Below are 19,279 nucleotides of genomic sequence, written 5' to 3' on the forward strand. Positions count from 1 at the left end.
TCTCTCTCGGGTCAAAACAACAGAATCACCAGAAAACACAATCCATCATTTCAGCCAGCGTAATAATCCGCGCTACGGTTGCAACGCCGGATGTCCGCGCAGCGCCTGCACCGCGAAATCGACGAAACTGCGCACCCGCGCCGGGGCCTTGCGCCCGCCCTGATACACCACATGGATCGACAGCGGCGCCAGTTCGAACTCCGCCAGGACAATCTCCAGCTCACCCGTCGCCACCTTGCCCGCGACCTGGTACGACAGCACCCGGGTCAGGCCCAGCCCCAGGCAGGCGGCACTGATCGCCGCCTGGTTGGCGGTGACCACCAGCCGCGGCTCCGGACGAACGCTCAAGGGGGTTCCGCCCTCGTCGAACAGCCAGCTTCTGGACTGGCCGATGGACGACGGCGCAATCACCGGCGCCTGGCGCAGTTCCTGGGGATGCCGTGGTCGGCCATGCCGCGCCAGAAAAGCCGGGGAGGCACAGATGACCCGCCGCACTTCGCCGACACGCATCGCGTGCTGGCCGCTGTCGGGCAACTCGCCGATGCGCACCGCGACGTCCATGCCTTCCTCGACCATGCTCACCACCCGGTCGACCAGCAGGGCATTGATGCTGACCTCGGGAAAGCGTTCCAGGTAATCCACCATCAGCGGAGTCACGAACAGCTCGCCGAACAGCACCGGAGCGGTGATCGTCAGTTGGCCGCGCGGGAGGGCATGGATGCCGGCGGCCGAGGCCTCGGCGTCCTGCAACTCGGCGAGGATGCGCCGGCTGTCTTCCAGGTAACGCTGGCCGGCTTCCGTCAGCAGCACATTGCGCGTGGTGCGGGTCAGCAGCTGGGTGCCGATACGCTGCTCCAGCGCCGCCACCGCGCGGGTTACGCTGGGCGCAGACAGCCCCAGGCGCCGGGCCGCGGCCGCGAAGCCCTGCTCCTGGGCGACGCTGATGAACACCTGCATTTCCTGGAATCGGTCCATGACGGTCCTCGCAGTACGGCGCCCTGCCCCGGCACCGTCCCGCATGGACCGCCCGGGCTCAGGCAGGGACCTGGAGTCGCTGCCACAAGGCCTCATCGTTGAAGTCCCGGATGATACTCCGCGCACCCGCCTCGCGAAGCTGAGTTTCCTCCAGACCCGAGAGCATGCCAAAGGTGTGGATACCCGCCGCTGCCGCGGAACGCACGCCGGCCAGCGAGTCTTCGAAGGCCAGCGCCTGATCGGCGCTCGCATCCAGCAAGCGCAAGGCCGTCAGGTAAGGCAGCGGGTCGGGCTTGCCGCGCGCCAGCTCACCGCCGATCACCAGTGCATCGAAGCGCTCGGCAATCCCCAGGCCCTGGAGCATGGCTTCGGCGTTTTCCCTGGGCGCGTTGGTCACCACCGCCATGGGGATACCGGCCGCCTGGGCATAATCCAGGGTACGCAATACGCCAGGCACCGGCGTGGTCTCGCGCAGCTGGGCGCGGAACATGGCCTCCTTCTGCGCCGCCAGCTCCGGGTACTGCGCCGCAGGGGCATGGGGAAACAGGCCGGAGAAAATCATGTCGTCGGGAAAGCCCATCACGTGGGCCTTGTAGTAATCCAGGCTCATGGATTTTCCCCAGCGCGACAGCAACTGGTTGTAGGCGTTGAGGTGCAGGTCATCAGTGTCGATGAGGGTGCCGTCGAGATCGAACAACAGGGCAGAAAGCTTCAAGGGTGTGCTCCGGAAAAATGCAGACCGCGGGCGATCAGCAGCATGAGAAAGGGGTAGACGATCAACAGGCTGAAAGCCGCTTCGACACCGATCCGCGAGGACAGCAGGCCCAGCAGGAAAGGCGCCAGCAACAGCGCCACGCCCACCGCCTGCGAAGCCTGGGCGCTGATGGCCGAGCTGGCCTGGGGCGCGATGCGCATCGCCGAACCGAGGATCAGCGGGAAGAAATTGCCCAGGCAAGCGCCCAGGACAAAGATGAACAAGGCCGTCGGCAGCCGGGTCTGGCTGAAGTACAGCAGCACCAGGGTGGCGATGGCCCCGAGCATCACGCCGACCAGCAGCGGCAACGGACTGATGCGGATCAACGCATAACGGCTGGCCAGGCGCCCGCACACCGTGCCGGCAAAATACAGGCTCATCAGCGTGGCCGCGGCCGAGGCGCTGACCTGGACATGCACGGCCAGGTATTCCGCGCCCCAGAAACCGACGCCCCATTCCGCGGAAATACCCAGCAGCACCAAGGCCCACAGGCTCAGTTGCACCCGCCGGGTCATGAGGGTCTGCCCGCTCTCGCGGGCTTGATCGGTGGCGGCGAGTATTGCCGGGGCGTTCCAGGCACTCCGCGAGAGCAAGGTCACCAGCAGCGCGACGGCGGCGATGCTGCTTGGCACCAGGCGCCAGGACAGGCCCAGGCCGGTCATGCCACCCACCAGCAGGGCGCCGCCGAGCACGCACAACCCAGCGACGATGTGCGCCTCTACCAGCCTCGGCGCGGCCTGTTCGCGATAACGCTCGCCCAGGGCCGCCTGCCCTACCGCCAGTACAAATCCGCCCGACAGGCCCATCGCCCCGGCGGCGAGCAAGCTCAGCGACCAGTGTCCGGCAAGGGCGAACAGGCTGCTGGCAATAACCACCGAGAGGCAGGCAATGGTGCTCATGCTCGTCGAGCGCAGCCGTCGTTCCAGCCAGCGATAGGGCCAGCCGACCAGCGCCAGGCCGGCGGCATAGGCGGCGAAATGCAGGCCGGCCCAACCGAGGTCGAGCGCCAGGGTGTCGCGCAGGAACGGCATGATCGGCCCGAGCAACCCTTGCTGGGCGCCGAACAGCCCGAACAGTAGGTAAAGAAACCACGGGCGCGCCTCGCGGACCTGCTCCTGGCGGCTGAGCGCTTGACTGGAATCTCGCGCGGCTTCAGCCATGAGCCGTCTCCCGGCTAAACAGCGCCTGCCAATGCCGACAGCGCGCCGCCTTGTCGCGACTGGCCTGCAAGGCCGCCAGCGGTTGCAGCGCGCCGACCGGGTGGGCCTGGCCCGGCACGACCTTGCCATAGCGCTGGCTGATCTGCGCCGCGGCCGGGGTGAGCATCCATTGCAACGCCTGCTGCGCATAGGCGGCGTTGGGTGAGCCGGCCCGGCAGGCGAACACCTCGTCCTCATAACAGCGCGCATCTTCGGGCACGCACCAGCGCAGCTGCGGGTGCTGTTCGGCGGCGCGGGTGGCCGCGGTCGACACCGTCACTCCCAGCCAGGCCTGCCCCTGCACGACGGCCTCGATCGGCGCCGTGGAGGAGCCGCTGATCGCAGGGCCGTGCCCGGCCATCTGGGCCAGCAGCGCCCAGGCGGGTTCGCCGTAATGCTCGAGCAACGCGCTGAGGTGCAGGTAACCGGCACCGGAGCGCGCGGGATCGGGCAAGGCGATGCGCCCGGCCCATTCGGGGCCTGTCAGGTCCTGCCAGCGGGTCGGCACCGACAGGCCTTCGCGGGCCAGGACCTTGGGGTCGTAACAAAAGGCCGGGACGAAACCCGATGCCGCGAACCAGCGGCGATCCGTGGCCACCGCGGCGTCCGGCAGGCCGGCGAATTCGATGTCGGTCAGCGGCATCAGTTGCCAGGCCAGGGCCGGGTCAAGCAAGGCGGTGGCCGCCGTGCCCAGCAACAGGTCCCAGGCCCCGGCGCTGCCACTGTGCAGGCGCTCGATCAGCTCCGAGGTGGAACAACGGGTCAGGCGCACCGGCATGCCGATGTGCTGGCTGATGCCGGCGATGAATTCGGCCAGTTCGGCATGCTCCATCGAGCTGATGGCGTTGAGCTCAGTCATCGGCGGCGACCTCCAGCAGCCGATGCAGCTTGGCGTACTGCAGCAGCATGATGGTCTTGCCGTCGCAGATCTCGCCGCTATCGATCATTGCCAGGGCCCGGTCGATCGGCAGCTCCAGCACTTCGATCTCTTCGCCCTCGTGTTCCAGGCCGCCACCCTCGCTTTGCTTGTCTTCATCGAAATATTCGCCGACGAAGAAATGCAGGCGCTCGGTGACCGACCCCGGGCTCATGAAGGCTTCGAACACCTTGCGCACCTCACGGATGCGATAGCCGGTTTCCTCCTCCGTCTCCTTGTGAATGCAGGTCCGCGCATCGTCCTTGTCCAGCAGCCCGGCGCAGGTTTCGATCAACATGCCGTCGTGTTCGTTGACGAAGGCCGGGAAACGGAACTGCCGGGTCAGCACTACCGTCTGCTTGGCCCTGCTGTACAGCAGGATGGTGGCGCCATTGCCGCGGTCGTAGGTTTCCCGGTCCAGGGTGCGCCAGACCCCGTCACGGCCCTGGAAGTCGTAGGTGGTCTTGCGCAGCACGTACCAATTGTCCGAAAGCACTTCGACCTGATGGATCCGCACCCGGTCCTTGGTAGAGATGGCCTGGTTCATCGCTTTATTCCTTGCTCGCAGAGAGATGAGTGGCATGGGGCGCAACGCTCAACAGACGCTCGACCATCCGCGGGTCCCGGTGCTCGGGCGCGGTCATCACCGCAGTGTCCAGGGCACGGTCGCAACCGCAGGGGCAGGCACCGGCATGCTGGCCCAGGCGCGTCACGGCTTCGGTCACCAGGCGCCGGGTCAGGTTGAAGGTGTCCGCCATGCGTTGCGCCACCAGGGTGGCGTTCACCGGCTCGTGGGATTCGTGCCAGCAGTCGAAATCGGTCGGAATGGCAATCATCGCGTAGCAAAGCTCGGCCTCGCGGGCCAGCTTGGCTTCGGGCATCGCAGTCATACCGATCACCGTGCCGCCCCACTGGCGGTACAGGTGGGACTCGGCGCGGGTGGAGAACTGCGGGCCTTCCATGACCACGTAGGTGCCGCCGTTGCGCGCCTGGATATCAGTGGCCTCGGCACTCTCGGCGAGCACGCCACGCATACGCGCGCAGACCGGCTCGCCGAAAGGCACATGGCCAACCAGCCCGGGGCCGAAAAAGGTTTTTTCCCGCTGGATGGTGCGGTCGATGTACTGGTCGATCAGCACAAAGCTGCCGGGAGGCGCGTCGTGGGTCAGGCTGCCCACCGCGCTGACCGACAGCAATTGCGTGCAACCGACGCTGCGCAGCGCGGCGATGTTGGCCCGGGCATTGATCGAGGCCGGCGGAATCACATGCCCCACGCCATGCCGCTGGACAAAGGCCACGGGCACGCCATTGAGCGTGCCCAGGGTGAGCGGCGAGGACGGCGTGCCGAAGGCGGTCATGCATTCCACTTGCTGAATGTCCTGCAAGCCAGGCAGCTGTTGCAGGCCGCTGCCGCCGATGATGCCGATACGTTGAACGTGCTGGGTTGGAGTGGAATGGGTCACAGGCTACCTCTCGACTTCAGGGGGGACGGTTCGTGTTCGGTGCACACCAGGCGCTCATAGAGTTCGGACAGGGCCGTGGGCGCATTGCCGCGAGGCAACAACAGCCCTTCGCTGGCGTTGCTGCTGTAGCGCGGTTCGTGGATTTTCAGGTGCCGGTCGATCGCCGGCAGGTAGTTCCAGCGCACGCCGGGGTACAGGGAATGCGCCAGGTGATAGGCGTCGGACGTCGGGGCGATGAATACCCGCACCAGCCAGCCGGAAACCCCGAAGTAATCGGTGGGCCGGCCCGCCAGGTATTCCAGCTCGCGGCGATTGCGCGCGGTGCCCTCGATGAACCAGCGGTGCTCGGTCAGCAGCGAGATCCAGGCAAACACCGGATAGGACGTCAGCAACGGCAGCAACCAGCCGAACAACACGCCTTGCCAGCCACCGAAGGCGTACAGCAACGCCGCCACCGCCGCCACGCTCAGGCAGCGCACCAGGGTGGTCAGGCGTGAGTGGTTGAGCAGGCTGCTGCGCACCAGGGTGGTGAGATTGACCCAGGCCCCGCGGGGGGTCAGCGGGTATAGCAACAGCGCATAGAAACCGCTGGGCGACAGGCCCGCCACATAGCCGCCGGCATGCACCCGGGCGCGGTTGGGGTCGAGTTGCGGATGGTTGGGGTGGCGATGGTGTTCCAGGGTGTGGGTCTGGTGCCGGCTGCGCATGTCGCGCTTGAACATCGGGAACTGGTAGAACACGTTGCTCAGCCACCACTGCCAGGCATGGTGGCGACACAGGGCAAAGTGCACCGCGTTGTGCCCGAACTCCTGCAACGCGCGCATGCGCCCGCCGCTCCATAGCAGCACGGCCAGCCAGGCCAGCGGCGACGAGTAGATCGACGCCGCCTGCACTGCGGCGACTATATCCAGCCACGTCCAGACAAAGGGCAACGGCGCGAACCAGGTATCCAGCGGGCGGTAGTACTGCTCCCGCCGCCCCTCCAGGCGCGGTATCAGCTTGAGCAGGCGCAGCACCCGCTGCGCATCGCGGTAATAGAACGCCACCAGCGCGCGCAACAGCAGCGAAGCAGCGATCAGGCCCAACAGGACAATGTGCTCGGTGTCCATGATCAGGCTCCCTCGTGAACGACGGCGCGCCGCTCGTCACTGGCGTAATGGCCCAGCAGTTCGCCCAACCCACCGAAGACCGGGGCGTCGGCCTGTCGCAGGCGGTTGAGGTCCTGATGGCCGGTGCTGACCAGCAGCGGCTGCCAGCCGACGGCCCGCGCCACGTCGTAGTCGTGCAGGGTGTCGCCGATGAACAGGGTGCGCCCGGCCGGTGTGCCGAGCTTCTCCTGCAGCATCAGGGCCTCGGCGGTCTTGCTGGTGGCCTGGTTGTGGCTCAGCCCCACGACATGCTCGAAATGCCCGAGCAGGCCCTTGGCTTCCAGGGTCTTGCGCAGCACGTCGCAATGCGAGGCGGACACGATGGAGACGCCGATACCGGCATTGCGCGCGGCCTCCAGCACCTCGAATACCCCAGCGTGCAGCGGGCACTGCGCGACATGCGTATCGAAATGCTCCAGGTAGTGCTCGACGATTCGCGCGAAGGGCGTGCGCTGCAGGTCGAACCCCAGGGAGGCGTAGAAATCGGCAATCGGAAAGTCGAACAGCGCACGGTAGCGCACGGCATCGATGGGCGGCACCGCATAGCGCTCGCCACAGCGATTGACCGCGCTGACCGCCAGGGCGATGTCGTCGATCAGGGTGCCGTTCCAGTCGAAGACCAGGTGTTCGATCCCCGAGAAGTGCAGTCGATCATCGATCATGGTCGGGTTTTCTCCGCAAGAAGGGCGTTGAGGGCGATACGCGAGGCGATCGCCGGTGTGTAGAGCTTGCTGGGCTCCATCACCAGGTTGGTCACGCCAATCTGGGTTTCCAGGGCCCGCCGATTGTTCGCCGAGACCTGGCCCAGGCCGGCGCCGTACCAATGATGGAAACGCGTGCGCCAACTGCGCTGGCCAACGGTTTCGGGAAAGCGGAAGTCTTCGGTGGTGGCCATGCTCCAGGCGCCATCGACCACTTCGCACAGGCGGCCCTGCAATTGGCGAAAGCCCTGGCCGCCCTGCAATACCTGGTCGATGTGGCGGTCGATGCAATCGGCCTCCAGCGCGCCGATGGTCATGCCCTGGCTGTACAGCGGGTTCATGCTGCTCAGGGCATCGCCGACCACCAGCAGCCCGGCCGGCCAGTGCTCGACCCGATCGAAGTGCGTGCGGCGACTGCCGGGCATCTTGAAGGTGTGGACCGGCGACAGCGGCTCGGCGTCGCGGATCACCTCATGGATATCCGGCACCGGCAGCGCCGCCAGCGCCTGCAGGAACTCCTGCGGGTCGTTGCCGGGAAAGTGACCGAACCAGCCACCAGTGGTGACCATCCAGCGGTCGCCTTCGATCGGGCTGATCACTCCCATGGAACGCTGCAACGGCGCCTTGGGCAGCACCAGCAGGACCTGCCACTGCTCGGCATAGGCCGGAAGACGTCGGTAGATGCGCGACGCATAACCCAGCTCGGTCTTGACTACGCTGGTCTCGACCTCGCCGAAGCCGGCCTCTTTCAGCCACGTCGGCAAGCGCGTGCCACGCCCGCTGGCGTCGACCAGCAGGTCGCAGCGCAGCGTCCGCTCGCCGTGGCCATCGTCGACGGTCACCGCCTCGACCCGCCGGGAAGGATCGACCCCGGTGAACTCGATCTGCGTGACCCGGGTACTGGACAGCACCTCGACGTTCAGCACGCCGAGCAGGGCCCGGCGCAGCTGGTTGTCGATCAGGCGCCGGCTGCAGTAATGGGCATAAATGCCACTGCGGTAGCGGTTTTTCCAACGCCCGCCCTGGTACCACTTCACGTCGTGACCCAGGTCGGCCACCTGCGCGCCGCCCTGCTCCAGGGCGCTCAAGGTGCCGGGGAAGATGCCTTCGATGATCTGCTTGCCACGCAGCAGCAACAGGTGGACGTGATGCTCCTGGGGCAGGCTCTGGCGCGGCCCGGTCTCGTCGAAGAAATCGCTCTTCTCGATCACCGTGACCCGCTGGAAACGCCGGGCCAGGACCGCGGCCGTCAGGCAGCCCGTCACGCTGCCGCCGATGACCACGGCATGTCGACCGCCCGTGGCGGTATCAGGCTGGGGAGTAGTCATTGAGCACCTTTGCAATGTAGGCCAGGTCGTCGCCCGCCAGGCCCGGATGCAGCGGCACCGTGGTCAGCGAACGCAGCAACCGGGCGGCGTTGGGGCAATCGCGGCGGTACTGCGCCAGCAGCGGCAGCTGGTACAGCGGCTGGTTGTCGTACTTGCCAATGTCCGAAGGGATGCCGTGACGCTGCTGGTAGTGCACCAGTTCACGTCCGTCGTTCCCCACCGCCTGCAACAGCAAGGCATAGGCGTTGGCCTCTCCACCGGGGGTCAGCGGCAGTTCGCGGATCGCCGGGTTGTCCAGTAGCTCCAGCAGCTGCCGGCGGTTGGCCTGGCGCTGGTGCAAGCGGCTTTCCAGCTGCCGCGAACGCGCCAGCCCGAGGGCGGCCTGCAGGCCGCCGAGCTTGAGGTTGATGCCCAGGGTTTCGCCGGTGAGGTTGCCGAAACGGGTGTAGGCGCGGATACGGCTGGCGCGCTCGTCGTCATCGGTCATGACAAAACCGCCCTCACCGGTGGACATGAACTTGCAGTCGTGGGTGCTGAAGCAGCTGATGTCGCCATGCTGCGCCAGCCAGCTGCCGTTCAGGCGCGTCAGGTGCGCATGGGCCAGGTCCTGGATCAGCGGGATACCGGCCTGGCGCGTGGTGGCCCAGGTGATATGCGAGGCGATCGGGTACCCCCACATCGGCACCTCGATCACCGCACAGGTGCGCGGGCCGATGCAGCGTTGCAGGTCATCCGGGTCGAGCCCGAAGTTGTCCGGCGCCACATCGCAGAACACCGGGACCAGGCCCAGGGACAGGATCGGCAGGACGGTGCAGATCGGGCACGTGGGCGCGACTATCACTTCGTCCCCCGGCTGGAACCGCACGCCGGCCAGCGCCGCGGTGACCGAAGCGGCCCCCGACGACACGGCGATCACATGACGCACGCCGTACAACACGGCGAGCGCGGTCTCGTAGTCCTCGACGATCTGCGAGGTGCCGGTCAGCCCTGTCGCCAGGGCGCGTTGCAGCTCGGGCACATCGTCGGCGGTATCGTGGCCGCACTTGTCCGCGATGACCCGGGCCTGTTGAGCAAGGGCCTGGTTCATGACGCCACCTTCCGGCCGACCATGTCCCACACCTCGGCATCGGCGAACACCCGGTCCACCATGCGCCGGAAGTTGGGGAACATCTTCAGCTCGGCGGTTTCCTGCCGGCTGAAGAAGCGCGCGTTTTCCACCTCGCGCTCCGGCGGGCAAGCCCGCAGGTCGGTGGCGGTGAGGTAGATCAGGTCCAGGTGGTAATGCGGCCCGCGCTTGTCATCGATGAATTCGCAGAGGATCCGGTAAGGCTGGTGCAACACAGTGACATCGGTCTCGGCATCGGCCAGTTCCAGGTCACGCTCGCCCAGCAGGGCGGCGTGAATCCCGGTTTCTTCGTAGATCTCGCGCAGCACCGCCACATCAGGGGTTTCCCCCTGTTCTATGTGGCCGCCCGGATACAGCCAGACCCCCAACTTGCGGTGGTGCAACAGGAGCATCTTGCGGTCGGGGTTCAACACGAACGCCGAGGCCGTGAAATGCCGGTCCAGGGTCGAACGATCAAGAACGTCCGTCATCATGCGGCCCCGTACTGGTTGATCCGTTCGGCCATGTAGTCCAGTTCGGCGCGGGTAATGTCCGGATGGACCGGGATGGTGGTCATGCTGGCCAGCAGCGCCTCGGCGTTGGGGCAGTCGTTGCGGTACTGGGCCAGCGCCGGGAACTCGTAGAGCGCCTTGCAGCCGTAGCGCTTGATGTCCGACGGGATGCCCGCCTCGTCCAGATAATCGATGAAGGCCCGGTTGTCGGCGAAATGCAGCTCCAGGTTGAGGAAGTAGTAGTTGGTCCGTCCACCCTCGATGATGACCTTTTCCCGCACCTTGCTGTGGTCGAGCTGCTGCAGGAAGTAGGTGGCATTGGCGCGGCGCTGCTCGATCTGCGCGGCCAGCGAGTCCAGGCGGTTGGCGCCCAGGGCGGCAGGCAGCGCGGCCAGCTTGTAGTTGAGGCCGAAGTCCTTGCCGTTGAGGTTGCCGAAGCGGCTGTAGTCGCGGCAACGCTGGGCCAGTTGGTCGTCGTCGGTGAGGATGAATCCGCCCTCGCCTGTGGCCAGCGGCTTGCGTTCGTGGGTGCTGAAGCACGACAGGTCGCCGTAGGCCGACAGCGGCCGGCCATTGAGGGTGCTGCCATGGGAATGCGCCAGGTCGAGGATCAGCTTGATCCCCAGCTCGCGGGTCAGGCCTTGCAGCTCATCGACTTCGGTGGGGTAGCCCCACATCGGAATATCGATGATCGCCCGGGTCCGCGGGGTAATGCGGGCCTTGATCGATTCCGGGTCGGCGCCGAAACCGTGACGGCGGGTGTCGACGAAGATCGGGTTGGCGCCCGCGGCGATGATCGGATAGATGGTGCACAGCGGGCAGCTCGGCGTCAGCAGGACGTCGTCGCCGGGACCGACGCCGGCGGCGTAGATCGCCACGCTCAGGGCCGCGCCACCCGAGGAGACCGCGATCGCATGCCGCGCCTCGAACCAGGCTGCCAGCTTGGCCTCGTATTCGCCCACCACATCGCTGGTGCCGGACAGCGGCCGCTCCAGGGTGTTCTGCAAGGTCAACAGATCGTCGGCGTACACCGGACGGTATTTGTCGGAAACGGAGATGCGGGCGGCGCTGGAGAGATTAGAGGACATTGGTCTGGGCTCCGAGAAAGGCTGGGGACTTGGCGGCATGGGTGGAGTGGAGGGCAAGCACGGGGGCGACATCGGCGCGGGCGCTGTCGGCATGACAGATCTGCTCGATCACCCGGAAGGTCGGCAGCAGGCTCTCGAAGCTGGCCTCGTAAGGCGTACGGTTGCGCACCGCGTCGAAGAACTTCTCCAGTTCGCCGAAATAACCGCTGCGCTCATAACCCGAATCCAGCGGCCCTGGCTGCCACGCGCCGCGCCAGCGCTTGGCGGTGCCGGTTGCCCCGGTGCCATGCACCGGCTCGTGCAGGGTGATGTTCCAGAGGTTGTTGAGCTCGACCATCATCGAATTGGAGCTGACGATCTTCATGTCGAATTCGAAGTACGGGAACATCGTCCCGCTCAGCAGGCTGACCGTCGCGCCGGAGCTGAAACCGAGCTCCAGGCTCACCAGCAGCGAGTCCTCGTGGCGCTGGACCCGGGATTCGATATCGCGCAATTCGCCGCCGCCGAAGGTCACGCCAAGGTCGATGGTGTGAATCGCCTGGGCCAGCAGGAACGAACGCAGCGTGGAATCCAGCCCCCACAGCGGCGCGGTGGGTTTGCTCGCATAGTGGTTGAGCTGGATGTGCACGACCTTGCCGAACTGCTCGGTGCGCGTCATATCGCGCAGCTGGCGCATGGGCTTGGCATATTTGAAGTTCATGCCCACGCCGGTGACGACCTGGGCCTGGCGCGCCGCGCCGATCAGGTATTCGAGCTCAGCGAGGGTGAAGCACGGCGGCTTCTCGACGAAGACATGCACGCCCTTGGCCATTGCCTTGATCGCCAGGTCGCGGTGCGCCTGGGGCGGGCACGCCATGACTACCGCATCCAGCGCAGCGGTATCGAGCATCTCATCGAAGTCGTCGGTGATCGCGACCTCGGAAATGAAACGGTGAATCTGTCCGGCGCGGGTCAGGTCGCTGTCGCACACCGCGACGATGCGAATATCCGGCATTTGCAGAAGCGTGGGCAGCAGGTTTTCTTGCATCTGCGCGCCGAGGCCGACGATGCCAACTCTGAGTACAGTCATAACCATCTCCATCCTGGAAAAGTGGGTACTGCGTCATGAAAAGGTTGGACGAACGACTACACGGGATCCGCCTCGGGTCACCTGCAGGGTGAGCCGATCCGGTCCGACATTCGCTTCAATCGAGGCAGGATTGCCTCAGAACAACGGATCACCTTTACAGAGTCCGTTCGGGCTGTTGCCCAGGGTCACCCGGGTGGAACACTCGGATGTTTCTCGCCACACGCCAACACCCGGCTGATGCCGAGGAGTGATAGAAGCGCGATGGACAGAAGGGATAGCGCCGCGAAGGCAATAGGAAGGAGGGGAACCAGGTCGAATCGAACGCCGGTGGCAATGAGCTACCTGGCCGAAAACCTGGATCGAAGAATTGTGGCTTCGTTTAAAAACGGAACAACGACCGAAATGCCGATACGCATGCATGGCTGAATCATCCTTGAAGCGCTGTTTCTATCCCTTGTTATGCAGGGGCTCCGGTTCCGTGAGCCCTTGCTTTGCACACACCTCATCAATGTGTGGCTTGGAGGTATAGATCAGGCTTTTTAGGAGCGCAAATCAGTTGCTATATCGTTTCATCATATTGTTTTGAATAATCCGGACATAAGGCAACGGGCCATATAGGCCCGGAGCCGGCGTCGTTGAACCAGCGGCCAAATTGACCCGCGCCATCCATTGCATCTTTTGCGCAAGCGTCGCGACGACCGAGCATAGCGGGTTGCGCAATCTCACGACCTGAGGCCGCACCGGCCCTGGCGCTGAAGTTTGATCATTGTTGAGGATTATTGATTCGGATTATCCAGCCCCTACGGGCAGCATTGCGCCACGCCTTGAGCGACAGGCAGGCATCGCCTCGCGTCAGCTCAAGCGTGTATCGGGGGCAAGGTTAGGAAACCGCAATGTCAACTTTCAACACTGGGAAACAGAACATATGTGCATGTCGAACAAATGGCTCGTAGGAATTGTCCTGAGTTGCGTATTCCAGGTCGGCTGTGTCTCGAAGGTGGCGCAGCAAGAGCAATATTCGGGCTTCTTGCCTAACTATGAGGGCCTGGAAGAACACACCACGCCCAGTGAGCAGACAGTGCTGCGCTGGGTAGCGCCAGGGTTTGATCCTCACGCCTATTCCACCGTCGTGTTCAAGGAAGTGATGCTGTATCCCTCGCCGAAAGCGACCGAGCGGGTCAACCTGCAAACCCTCAGGGACCTGCAGGTCGACGCCAGCAACAGCGTAAGGAACGCATTCGCGCCGTCCTACACGGTCGTCTCGAATGTGCGCCAGGCAGCCGCCCATTCGCGGACCTTGATCCTGCAGGCGGCAATCACCCAGGTCAGCGCCAGCAACGAAGGCATGCATTGGTATGAGGTCGTCCCCATCGCTGCAATCGTCGGCGCAACACAGGCCGCTACCGGTCATCGCGATCAGACGGCGGAGCTATATCTCGAAGCCGATTTGATCGATGCTAAAACCGGTTTGCCGGTCGCCAAGATGGTTCGCAAGGTGTTCGGCGAGACCTTGGAAAATGCCAGCCAGCCGATAGTCGCCAATGACTTCAAGGCTGCATTCAAAAGCATGACAAACGACATGCAGACGTTGCTTTCCAAGCAGTAACCAGCGCGCAGGCCCGGGTGCAAACGTTGCATTGCATCGAAAGGTTCAGGGTTTCAGGAACGGCAGTCGCGCCGCGTCTGCAAAGACAAACCGCCAGGCCGGGTAACGACGGCCAATGAGAGTCCGACTTGATGAAAATTTTCAGCTTTACCTTATCGGCCTTTGTATTGCTCGCCAGCTCCGGTGCGATGGCGGTGACGGTGGTTCCATTAAAGGGCCAGACTTCCCAGGCAATCCAGCAAGACACCAGCGCCTGCCAGTCGCAGGCCAACGCGCAGTTCCCGACACAGAACACCGTGCCGTCCGGCGGCCGGGTAAAAGGCGCCACCACCGCTGCCATCGCCGGGGCCACTGCTGCGGAGGTCCGGGGTCGGCAACATGAAAACGTCTACGACCAGATCGACGACGATATCAAACAGGACTATCGCCAGAACCGTGCACGCAGCGCCGCGACGGCCGGGGCAATGATCGGCGCGTCGAGACAGCGCCAGGAACGCAGGCAGGATCTTAAAACCAGCGAACAGAACATCACCGCCAATAACTCGGTGTACACCAGTTGCCTGCAACAACGTGGCTACAACGTCCTGCCTTGAGCCGCCGGACTTTTACACAGCGCAGGCATTCTTGATACAGATTGGAAAATCAATTTCGCGTGCTGCACTGGAATGCCTGCTAGTTCGCCCCTCCCCCTGCTCCATCTTTCCTTCTCCCTCTGCCTACAACCCTTGTCCAGCGGTTCACGGCAATACGACACAACGGATATGACTGGCCGCAAGCTTGTGCTTGAATAACAGGCCGTCCGATACACTGCCTTGCACTTTTCGGATGGCGCAGATGACTCGCACTGAGCATCATCGCTGTCTGCGATTAACTCCCGTGGACTTCCTTGCTTGATTCCAATGAGACTTTTGATGGGCTGTTCCAGCAGTGTCCAGTGATTCTCCCTGCACTTCGCGCGCCCATCCGCGCGCCATCGACGCCGTCTCAATACTCAGCCAGAACCACCTGAACGAAGGATTCCCATGCGCTACGCCTTCAAGTTAAAAAACGACGCCATGGTTGTTTTCGACCCGGATACCGCCTTGCTCTCTATCACTACACCTCTTGGAGAGGTGCAAAACTCCACGATAGGCAGGGCTGAATCGCGTCTACTGAATCTGCTGCTGATGGAACCGGGTCAGACTAAAAGCCGCGAAGAGATCATCGACTACACCTGGAATGACCGTGTCGTCGCCTCCGGCAGTTTGAATCAGGCCGTTTTTTCCCTTCGCAACATTCTCAACGACAGTCGAGATCACGAGATCTTGATGACGGTTCCGCGAAGAGGTTATTGCTTTAATCGCCAGTATGTAGTCAATGCGCCCGCCGACTTGCCGATGCCGCCAGATACCGCCGCACAACCTGTCGAGCCGGTCATGGAAGTGCTTGAGGCCAACCCGAAAGAAGCCCTGCCGTTGCCTTCGGAAAAAGCCGGGCCATCGACTCGCATCACAAATGCCCAGTTGATCGGTTACGTCCTGACCTTGGGCGTGTGTGCCTTTACCGGTTTTCGCTCCGGCTTCGACACGCCGAAAATTGAAGTTTCCAGCATAAAACAGAACGATCTGGTCATTCATGCAGTGGCCAACACGGTCGCCGAAGCCCAATCGCTGAGGGATCTTTCGGCGAAACAGGTTCAACAGTCACCCGAGTTGAAAGGCCAGGTCTGGTTGAATCTCGCTAAATCAAACTATTCCGTTTCGTGCGTCCGCCCGGATCTAAGCACTGCAAACCTGCAATCGCACAGCGAACAGAAAGACCTCGCACTGATGATCCGGCAATGTTTGGAAGCCACCCTATGAAGCCAACAGTATCGTCGACCGCCCATTGGCTAGTGCTGGGAGCCATCAACGCCGCGTGTATTTTTTTGCTGACTTATTCGCCATCTCACTACATGGAAAACATTAGTTATCAAACCATCACCCAACAATGGCTTGAAGATTCGAACCAACTCAATACGGAAGAGTACATGACCATCGGGCACGGTCGACTTACCCAAACCACGCTGGAAAGCCTGAACGGAAAAATTCGTAACTCTACTATTTCAGCGGACGTTATCCGCGAGAGTAATCACCATGTTCAAATTAAAATCAGGACCGTCAAGCTAAGCCAGGATAACGAACTGTTCGCCATCGAAAAGACGCCCGATCTTTTTTTCAAACGCCAATACGTCCTGCAAGAAGGCGCGGTTCTAAATTACGAACTGATCCCCACTACCGATAAAAACACCATGTGTGTTTATGTGCATGAACTGAGCCGCCTGCGCTGCATGAGTCACTAGCCCCTGCGATGCCTCACCTGAGCTTGACCAGGCGACAGGGCTTGATGCCCGTGGTCCGCCAATGCCGATTCAAACAGAAAAATAATAATCACTGATTTGAATCAGACGCTCCCTCCCCTTCAATATCTCGCCATCGTAGCGTTCGGAGCCGTGCCTGTTGCCCCCCGACAGAAAACCGGCTCCGCGTCCCTCATTCAAACACTCTTGCGGGTGCCCGATGCAAACGTACCTTTTTTTGCGAGTCGTCAAATCGATGATAACCAGGATCCTGGCAGTACTCTCTTTGGCTGCACTGCCCTTTTACTCGGCGGCGCAAAACGAGCACTCCAGCGCCAGCACCGAGATCGAGCTCTACCAGATCGAGTTGAGCCCGAACGAAAAGCTGAAACTGTCGCAATTGAAAATCTACTTTGAAAATGAACAGCATGACGACGAAGGCACGATGGATCTTCCTGCTCCTTTCCCGCCACCGAACACGATTAATGAAGTTCAAGACTTTTCATTAATCCCCATTTGATCATGGCTCCTTAGCGGACTAGCCGGACTTTGAAAAAACGCAAAAATCCGCTACTTGACCATCGACCACCTGAGTTCTGACCTTAATACGCATCGCAAGACTATCCACAGGCCAAGCCGTGAAGCGATGCGGCTGACGCTGTGTTCTGCCTGAAAATCATTAATAGGGAACGCACATCAATGCTGCTGAAAAATCTCGCAACCGTCTCTTTGGGTGTTGTGCTTTCGCTCAAGGCCATGATCAAGGATGAGGAAGTCTACCGACCTGACCTGACCACTATTGAAAACCGCAAAAAGACATTGGCCGATGAACAGTCCAACTACAGGATTCGCAGCGACTATCCAGCCAGCGATTACTTTGCCTTTGATGCAGCGGCCATCGACCCAACAGCTCAGAAAACAGCAATCTTCGGTTCGAAAACAGCGTCATGCAAACTTCAAAACCTGAATTTGCCAACAAGCGATACGTACGTTTTTTCAGCAGCACTGGAGCTTACGCCAGAGCCATCGACGCCTGAAAAAACCGTTTAGCACTATCCATTGGCTGAAGAGTATTCAATTCCATGCGCAACATCCCTGATGACGTCTTTCATGTAACTTCAAGTCCCGCGGGCACTCCCAAGAGAACGATTGGGCCGTGGGGGATGAACCTCATTCCATCAGAGCGCAAAGCAAGCATTCGACAACACAGGCTCATTCACAGCTCCAGGTTCCAATGCAGCAGGCTGGAGTTCGACTCAACCGTCACCCTGAGCGGTTCTGTTCCGCATGGCTTTGTGACCTTTGTCATTTCACAGACTTCCGTCGGCCGTCCGCTGGTAAACAACCACGCACTGCGGCCTAACGAAATCGTCGTACTCTATAGCCGCGAGCCCGTGCATTACATTTGCGAACCGAATGAAACCATTTTCATCCTGAGCACGACCCTGGAACATTATGCACAGTGCCTCGAAGAACATTCGGTGATTGATGTATTTGCACATCGAAAGGAGCAGCGCTTTCAGGCTGCGAACTTCAAGCTAATTCAAGCTGCCCTGCAGAAAATCGGCACTTATTTTATCGACGCCAAACAGCGCCGCGGCGCCGCCATTGAAAGTGTTCTGCTGGTTTCTCTATTACGGGCCCTGACGCCTGCTAATCGCTCCGAACTTAACCCTCCGAGAAGAAGGAAAGTCGCGACAGAAGTCATGGATTACATTCACCAGAACACCAAGAAATCGCTCAACATCACAGCGCTGGTCATGCAGTTTGAAACCACCTCGCGCAGTTTGCACCACGGCTTTTCCGAAACTTTCGGAAGTTCGCCAATTGCCTATATTAAGAACCTGCGGCTCGCCAATGTTCGTCGAGACTTGATCCGCAACACCTGGCCAACGGTTACCGAAACCGCGATGTATTGGAACTTTCACCACCTGGGCCGGTTTTCCAAGGCCTATCAGGACGCCTATGGGGAGCCTCCGTCAGAAACGGCCAGGCGCAACGCCGCGAATTGATGGCCTCGCAGCTCCCTGCAGCGGCATCAAGCCCAAGAAATGACAATCAATAATTTTCATCCGCCAAGCCCAATGGCCAATATTGATTATTTCCAACTCAAGGGACGGACAAGCATGCGCTATCGATTAAATGCACTGTCACTCAAACAGAAGATCTTCTATTGCCTCGCCGCCTATGTGTGTGGAGTCGCATTGGCCTGGTTGATTGATTGTTACTAATAGCCTTGCTTCGAAAACTTCGCCGCAGCAGTAGTTAGTTGTTTCTATCAATAACTCCCGCGTTTCTTTTTGGGCGATGTCACGCATCAAAATCAATCAACGTCGTTATCGGCTTCGCGATCAATCGAATTCAAATAACCCAATCGATAAACCTGTAGAGGATTTTATTTCACATGCTATTGCGAAAAATTGGCTTCGTTTCACTGCTTTCGTTGCTGTCTTTTCAGGCACTGGCCGATGACAAAGGCCTGTATCTTGGCGCAGGCGTGAGCAGCATCGAAACCGACAAAACCCATCTGAGCGATGAGGACTACAGCTACAAGGTTTTTGCAGGTTATCGCGTCAACAGTTATCTGGCCTTTGAGGGCGCATTCGTCGATCTCGGCCAATTCAAGGACGAGGATCTCGATTTCGATGGTAAATCCGTTCAGGCCAGTGCCCACCTCGGCTTTCCGCTGGGAGAGCGGGTGCGCGTCTTCGGCAGTGTCGGTGCCCATGCCTGGGATGCCGACGGGAATGCCAACGACGATGATACCGGGGTGAATATGACCTACGGTGCCGGCGTCGAGTTTGATGTGTTTCGCAACATCGGTCTTCGCGCCGAATATGAAGTGCTGGAAGTCGGCGATATCAACCTGAATCAGACAACAGCGTCCGCTTTTATTCTCTGGTAACGCCCGCAGGCATCGAGCGGCCAGACTGGCCGCTCAACGTGCCTCACATCTCCATGTTGGACTTGCTGCCTGAACCACGGCAGACCGGTCAGCGCCAGCGCCGGTCCTCCCCTCATATGCCCCTCTTGCGAACAGCACGAAACGATTGGAAGCCAGCGCCCGTGCAGCATCATGACCGGCGTCGGAGCGATGT

21 protein-coding genes are annotated in these 19,279 nt (G+C 61.5%); 8 read left to right on the top strand and 13 right to left on the bottom strand.

Going from position 1 to position 19,279, the window contains the following annotated elements; all coding sequences use genetic code 11:
- Positions 1–72: 72 nt before the first annotated feature.
- The 13 genes from C4K27_RS30920 to C4K27_RS30980 are packed head-to-tail and all read right to left on the bottom strand — an operon-like array spanning position 73 to position 12,258.
- The gene (locus C4K27_RS30920; RefSeq protein WP_053263190.1) at positions 73–975 is read right to left on the bottom strand and encodes a LysR family transcriptional regulator; all 903 of its coding nucleotides are present in this window, start codon (positions 973–975) and stop codon (positions 73–75) included.
- A gap of 58 nt (positions 976–1,033) precedes the next feature.
- Positions 1,034–1,690 (bottom strand): HAD family hydrolase, encoded by a 657-nt coding sequence (locus tag C4K27_RS30925; RefSeq protein ID WP_053263191.1) that lies wholly within the window; start codon positions 1,688–1,690, stop codon positions 1,034–1,036.
- Positions 1,687–2,889, bottom strand: coding sequence for an MFS transporter (locus C4K27_RS30930; RefSeq protein ID WP_053263192.1), 1,203 nt, complete (start codon positions 2,887–2,889; stop codon positions 1,687–1,689). Before C4K27_RS30930 ends, C4K27_RS30925 begins: the two co-directional genes overlap by 4 nt.
- Positions 2,882–3,787, bottom strand: coding sequence for an ABC transporter substrate-binding protein (locus C4K27_RS30935; protein ID WP_053263193.1), 906 nt, complete (start codon positions 3,785–3,787; stop codon positions 2,882–2,884). Before C4K27_RS30935 ends, C4K27_RS30930 begins: the two co-directional genes overlap by 8 nt.
- The gene (nudK, locus tag C4K27_RS30940; protein ID WP_007924545.1) at positions 3,780–4,391 is read right to left on the bottom strand and encodes a GDP-mannose pyrophosphatase NudK; all 612 of its coding nucleotides are present in this window, start codon (positions 4,389–4,391) and stop codon (positions 3,780–3,782) included. Before nudK ends, C4K27_RS30935 begins: the two co-directional genes overlap by 8 nt.
- 4 nt (positions 4,392–4,395) lie before the next feature.
- Positions 4,396–5,307 carry an S-methyl-5'-thioadenosine phosphorylase gene (mtnP, locus tag C4K27_RS30945; RefSeq protein ID WP_053263194.1) on the bottom strand — a complete coding sequence of 304 codons (912 nt, stop codon included), beginning with the start codon at positions 5,305–5,307 and terminating at the stop codon, positions 4,396–4,398.
- Complete coding sequence (locus C4K27_RS30950) at positions 5,304–6,416, bottom strand: fatty acid desaturase family protein (protein ID WP_053263195.1); 1,113 nt, start codon at positions 6,414–6,416, stop codon at positions 5,304–5,306. Before C4K27_RS30950 ends, mtnP begins: the two co-directional genes overlap by 4 nt.
- A 2-nt stretch (positions 6,417–6,418) precedes the next feature.
- Positions 6,419–7,117 (bottom strand): HAD family hydrolase, encoded by a 699-nt coding sequence (locus C4K27_RS30955; RefSeq protein WP_053263196.1) that lies wholly within the window; start codon positions 7,115–7,117, stop codon positions 6,419–6,421.
- Positions 7,114–8,484, bottom strand: a complete 1,371-nt coding sequence (locus tag C4K27_RS30960; RefSeq protein ID WP_053263197.1) for an NAD(P)/FAD-dependent oxidoreductase — start codon at positions 8,482–8,484, stop codon at positions 7,114–7,116. The genes C4K27_RS30955 and C4K27_RS30960 overlap by 4 nt, the downstream gene beginning before the upstream one ends.
- Positions 8,465–9,571: a DegT/DnrJ/EryC1/StrS family aminotransferase gene (locus C4K27_RS30965; protein ID WP_053263198.1), complete on the bottom strand. Its 1,107-nt coding sequence runs from the start codon at positions 9,569–9,571 to the stop codon at positions 8,465–8,467. The genes C4K27_RS30960 and C4K27_RS30965 overlap by 20 nt, the downstream gene beginning before the upstream one ends.
- A complete protein-coding gene (locus tag C4K27_RS30970) occupies positions 9,568–10,080 on the bottom strand; it encodes an NUDIX hydrolase (RefSeq protein ID WP_255313570.1) in 513 nt (170 codons plus the stop codon). Before C4K27_RS30970 ends, C4K27_RS30965 begins: the two co-directional genes overlap by 4 nt.
- Entirely contained in the window at positions 10,080–11,189 is a 1,110-nt protein-coding gene (locus C4K27_RS30975) for a DegT/DnrJ/EryC1/StrS family aminotransferase (RefSeq protein WP_009041455.1), read from the bottom strand. Before C4K27_RS30975 ends, C4K27_RS30970 begins: the two co-directional genes overlap by 1 nt.
- Positions 11,179–12,258: a Gfo/Idh/MocA family protein gene (locus C4K27_RS30980; RefSeq protein WP_007924527.1), complete on the bottom strand. Its 1,080-nt coding sequence runs from the start codon at positions 12,256–12,258 to the stop codon at positions 11,179–11,181. Before C4K27_RS30980 ends, C4K27_RS30975 begins: the two co-directional genes overlap by 11 nt.
- 925 nt (positions 12,259–13,183) lie before the next feature.
- Here C4K27_RS30980 and C4K27_RS30985 point away from each other — a divergent pair.
- The 8 genes from C4K27_RS30985 to C4K27_RS31025 all read left to right on the top strand — a co-directional run bounded on the left by C4K27_RS30985 (position 13,184) and on the right by C4K27_RS31025 (position 19,086).
- Positions 13,184–13,864, top strand: a complete 681-nt coding sequence (locus C4K27_RS30985) for a DUF3313 domain-containing protein (RefSeq protein ID WP_053263200.1) — start codon at positions 13,184–13,186, stop codon at positions 13,862–13,864.
- Between the two features lie 131 nt (positions 13,865–13,995).
- Positions 13,996–14,457, top strand: coding sequence for a hypothetical protein (locus C4K27_RS30990; RefSeq protein ID WP_053263201.1), 462 nt, complete (start codon positions 13,996–13,998; stop codon positions 14,455–14,457).
- A 429-nt stretch (positions 14,458–14,886) separates the two neighbouring features.
- On the top strand, positions 14,887–15,705 hold the full coding sequence (locus tag C4K27_RS30995) for a winged helix-turn-helix domain-containing protein (protein ID WP_053263202.1): 819 nt from the start codon (positions 14,887–14,889) through the stop codon (positions 15,703–15,705).
- Positions 15,702–16,184, top strand: coding sequence for a hypothetical protein (locus C4K27_RS31000; RefSeq protein ID WP_053263203.1), 483 nt, complete (start codon positions 15,702–15,704; stop codon positions 16,182–16,184). Before C4K27_RS30995 ends, C4K27_RS31000 begins: the two co-directional genes overlap by 4 nt.
- A gap of 217 nt (positions 16,185–16,401) precedes the next feature.
- The gene (locus C4K27_RS31005; RefSeq protein WP_169834592.1) at positions 16,402–16,701 is read left to right on the top strand and encodes a hypothetical protein; all 300 of its coding nucleotides are present in this window, start codon (positions 16,402–16,404) and stop codon (positions 16,699–16,701) included.
- A 179-nt stretch (positions 16,702–16,880) separates the two neighbouring features.
- Positions 16,881–17,231, top strand: coding sequence for a hypothetical protein (locus tag C4K27_RS31010; RefSeq protein WP_053263204.1), 351 nt, complete (start codon positions 16,881–16,883; stop codon positions 17,229–17,231).
- Positions 17,232–17,263: 32 nt separating this feature from the next.
- Positions 17,264–18,193 carry an AraC family transcriptional regulator gene (locus C4K27_RS31015; RefSeq protein ID WP_053263205.1) on the top strand — a complete coding sequence of 310 codons (930 nt, stop codon included), beginning with the start codon at positions 17,264–17,266 and terminating at the stop codon, positions 18,191–18,193.
- Between the two features lie 392 nt (positions 18,194–18,585).
- Complete coding sequence (locus C4K27_RS31025; RefSeq protein WP_053263206.1) at positions 18,586–19,086, top strand: outer membrane beta-barrel protein; 501 nt, start codon at positions 18,586–18,588, stop codon at positions 19,084–19,086.
- The last annotated feature ends 193 nt before the right edge of the window (positions 19,087–19,279 follow it).

Origin of the sequence: Pseudomonas chlororaphis subsp. chlororaphis, from assembly GCF_003945765.1 — a bacterium.
Taxonomy (GTDB): Bacteria; Pseudomonadota; Gammaproteobacteria; order Pseudomonadales; family Pseudomonadaceae; genus Aquipseudomonas; species Aquipseudomonas chlororaphis.

What these genes read in the sequence shown, in the direction of transcription:
- C4K27_RS30990 (WP_053263201.1), top strand. Translation starts at nt 13,996, where the DNA reads ATGAAAATTTTCAGCTTTACCTTATCGGCCTTTGTATTGCTCGCCAGC.
- C4K27_RS30930 (WP_053263192.1), bottom strand. Translation starts at nt 2,889, where the DNA reads ATGGCTGAAGCCGCGCGAGATTCCAGTCAAGCGCTCAGCCGCCAGGAG.
- C4K27_RS30960 (WP_053263197.1), bottom strand. Translation starts at nt 8,484, where the DNA reads ATGACTACTCCCCAGCCTGATACCGCCACGGGCGGTCGACATGCCGTG.
- C4K27_RS30950 (WP_053263195.1), bottom strand. Translation starts at nt 6,416, where the DNA reads ATGGACACCGAGCACATTGTCCTGTTGGGCCTGATCGCTGCTTCGCTG.
- C4K27_RS31015 (WP_053263205.1), top strand. Translation starts at nt 17,264, where the DNA reads ATGCGCAACATCCCTGATGACGTCTTTCATGTAACTTCAAGTCCCGCG.
- C4K27_RS30970 (WP_255313570.1), bottom strand. Translation starts at nt 10,080, where the DNA reads ATGACGGACGTTCTTGATCGTTCGACCCTGGACCGGCATTTCACGGCC.
- C4K27_RS30980 (WP_007924527.1), bottom strand. Translation starts at nt 12,258, where the DNA reads ATGACTGTACTCAGAGTTGGCATCGTCGGCCTCGGCGCGCAGATGCAA.
- C4K27_RS30985 (WP_053263200.1), top strand. Translation starts at nt 13,184, where the DNA reads ATGTGCATGTCGAACAAATGGCTCGTAGGAATTGTCCTGAGTTGCGTA.
- C4K27_RS31000 (WP_053263203.1), top strand. Translation starts at nt 15,702, where the DNA reads ATGAAGCCAACAGTATCGTCGACCGCCCATTGGCTAGTGCTGGGAGCC.
- C4K27_RS30995 (WP_053263202.1), top strand. Translation starts at nt 14,887, where the DNA reads ATGCGCTACGCCTTCAAGTTAAAAAACGACGCCATGGTTGTTTTCGAC.
- C4K27_RS31005 (WP_169834592.1), top strand. Translation starts at nt 16,402, where the DNA reads ATGCAAACGTACCTTTTTTTGCGAGTCGTCAAATCGATGATAACCAGG.
- C4K27_RS30965 (WP_053263198.1), bottom strand. Translation starts at nt 9,571, where the DNA reads ATGAACCAGGCCCTTGCTCAACAGGCCCGGGTCATCGCGGACAAGTGC.
- C4K27_RS30955 (WP_053263196.1), bottom strand. Translation starts at nt 7,117, where the DNA reads ATGATCGATGATCGACTGCACTTCTCGGGGATCGAACACCTGGTCTTC.
- C4K27_RS31025 (WP_053263206.1), top strand. Translation starts at nt 18,586, where the DNA reads ATGCTATTGCGAAAAATTGGCTTCGTTTCACTGCTTTCGTTGCTGTCT.
- nudK (WP_007924545.1), bottom strand. Translation starts at nt 4,391, where the DNA reads ATGAACCAGGCCATCTCTACCAAGGACCGGGTGCGGATCCATCAGGTC.
- C4K27_RS31010 (WP_053263204.1), top strand. Translation starts at nt 16,881, where the DNA reads ATGCTGCTGAAAAATCTCGCAACCGTCTCTTTGGGTGTTGTGCTTTCG.
- C4K27_RS30975 (WP_009041455.1), bottom strand. Translation starts at nt 11,189, where the DNA reads ATGTCCTCTAATCTCTCCAGCGCCGCCCGCATCTCCGTTTCCGACAAA.
- C4K27_RS30920 (WP_053263190.1), bottom strand. Translation starts at nt 975, where the DNA reads ATGGACCGATTCCAGGAAATGCAGGTGTTCATCAGCGTCGCCCAGGAG.
- C4K27_RS30935 (WP_053263193.1), bottom strand. Translation starts at nt 3,787, where the DNA reads ATGACTGAGCTCAACGCCATCAGCTCGATGGAGCATGCCGAACTGGCC.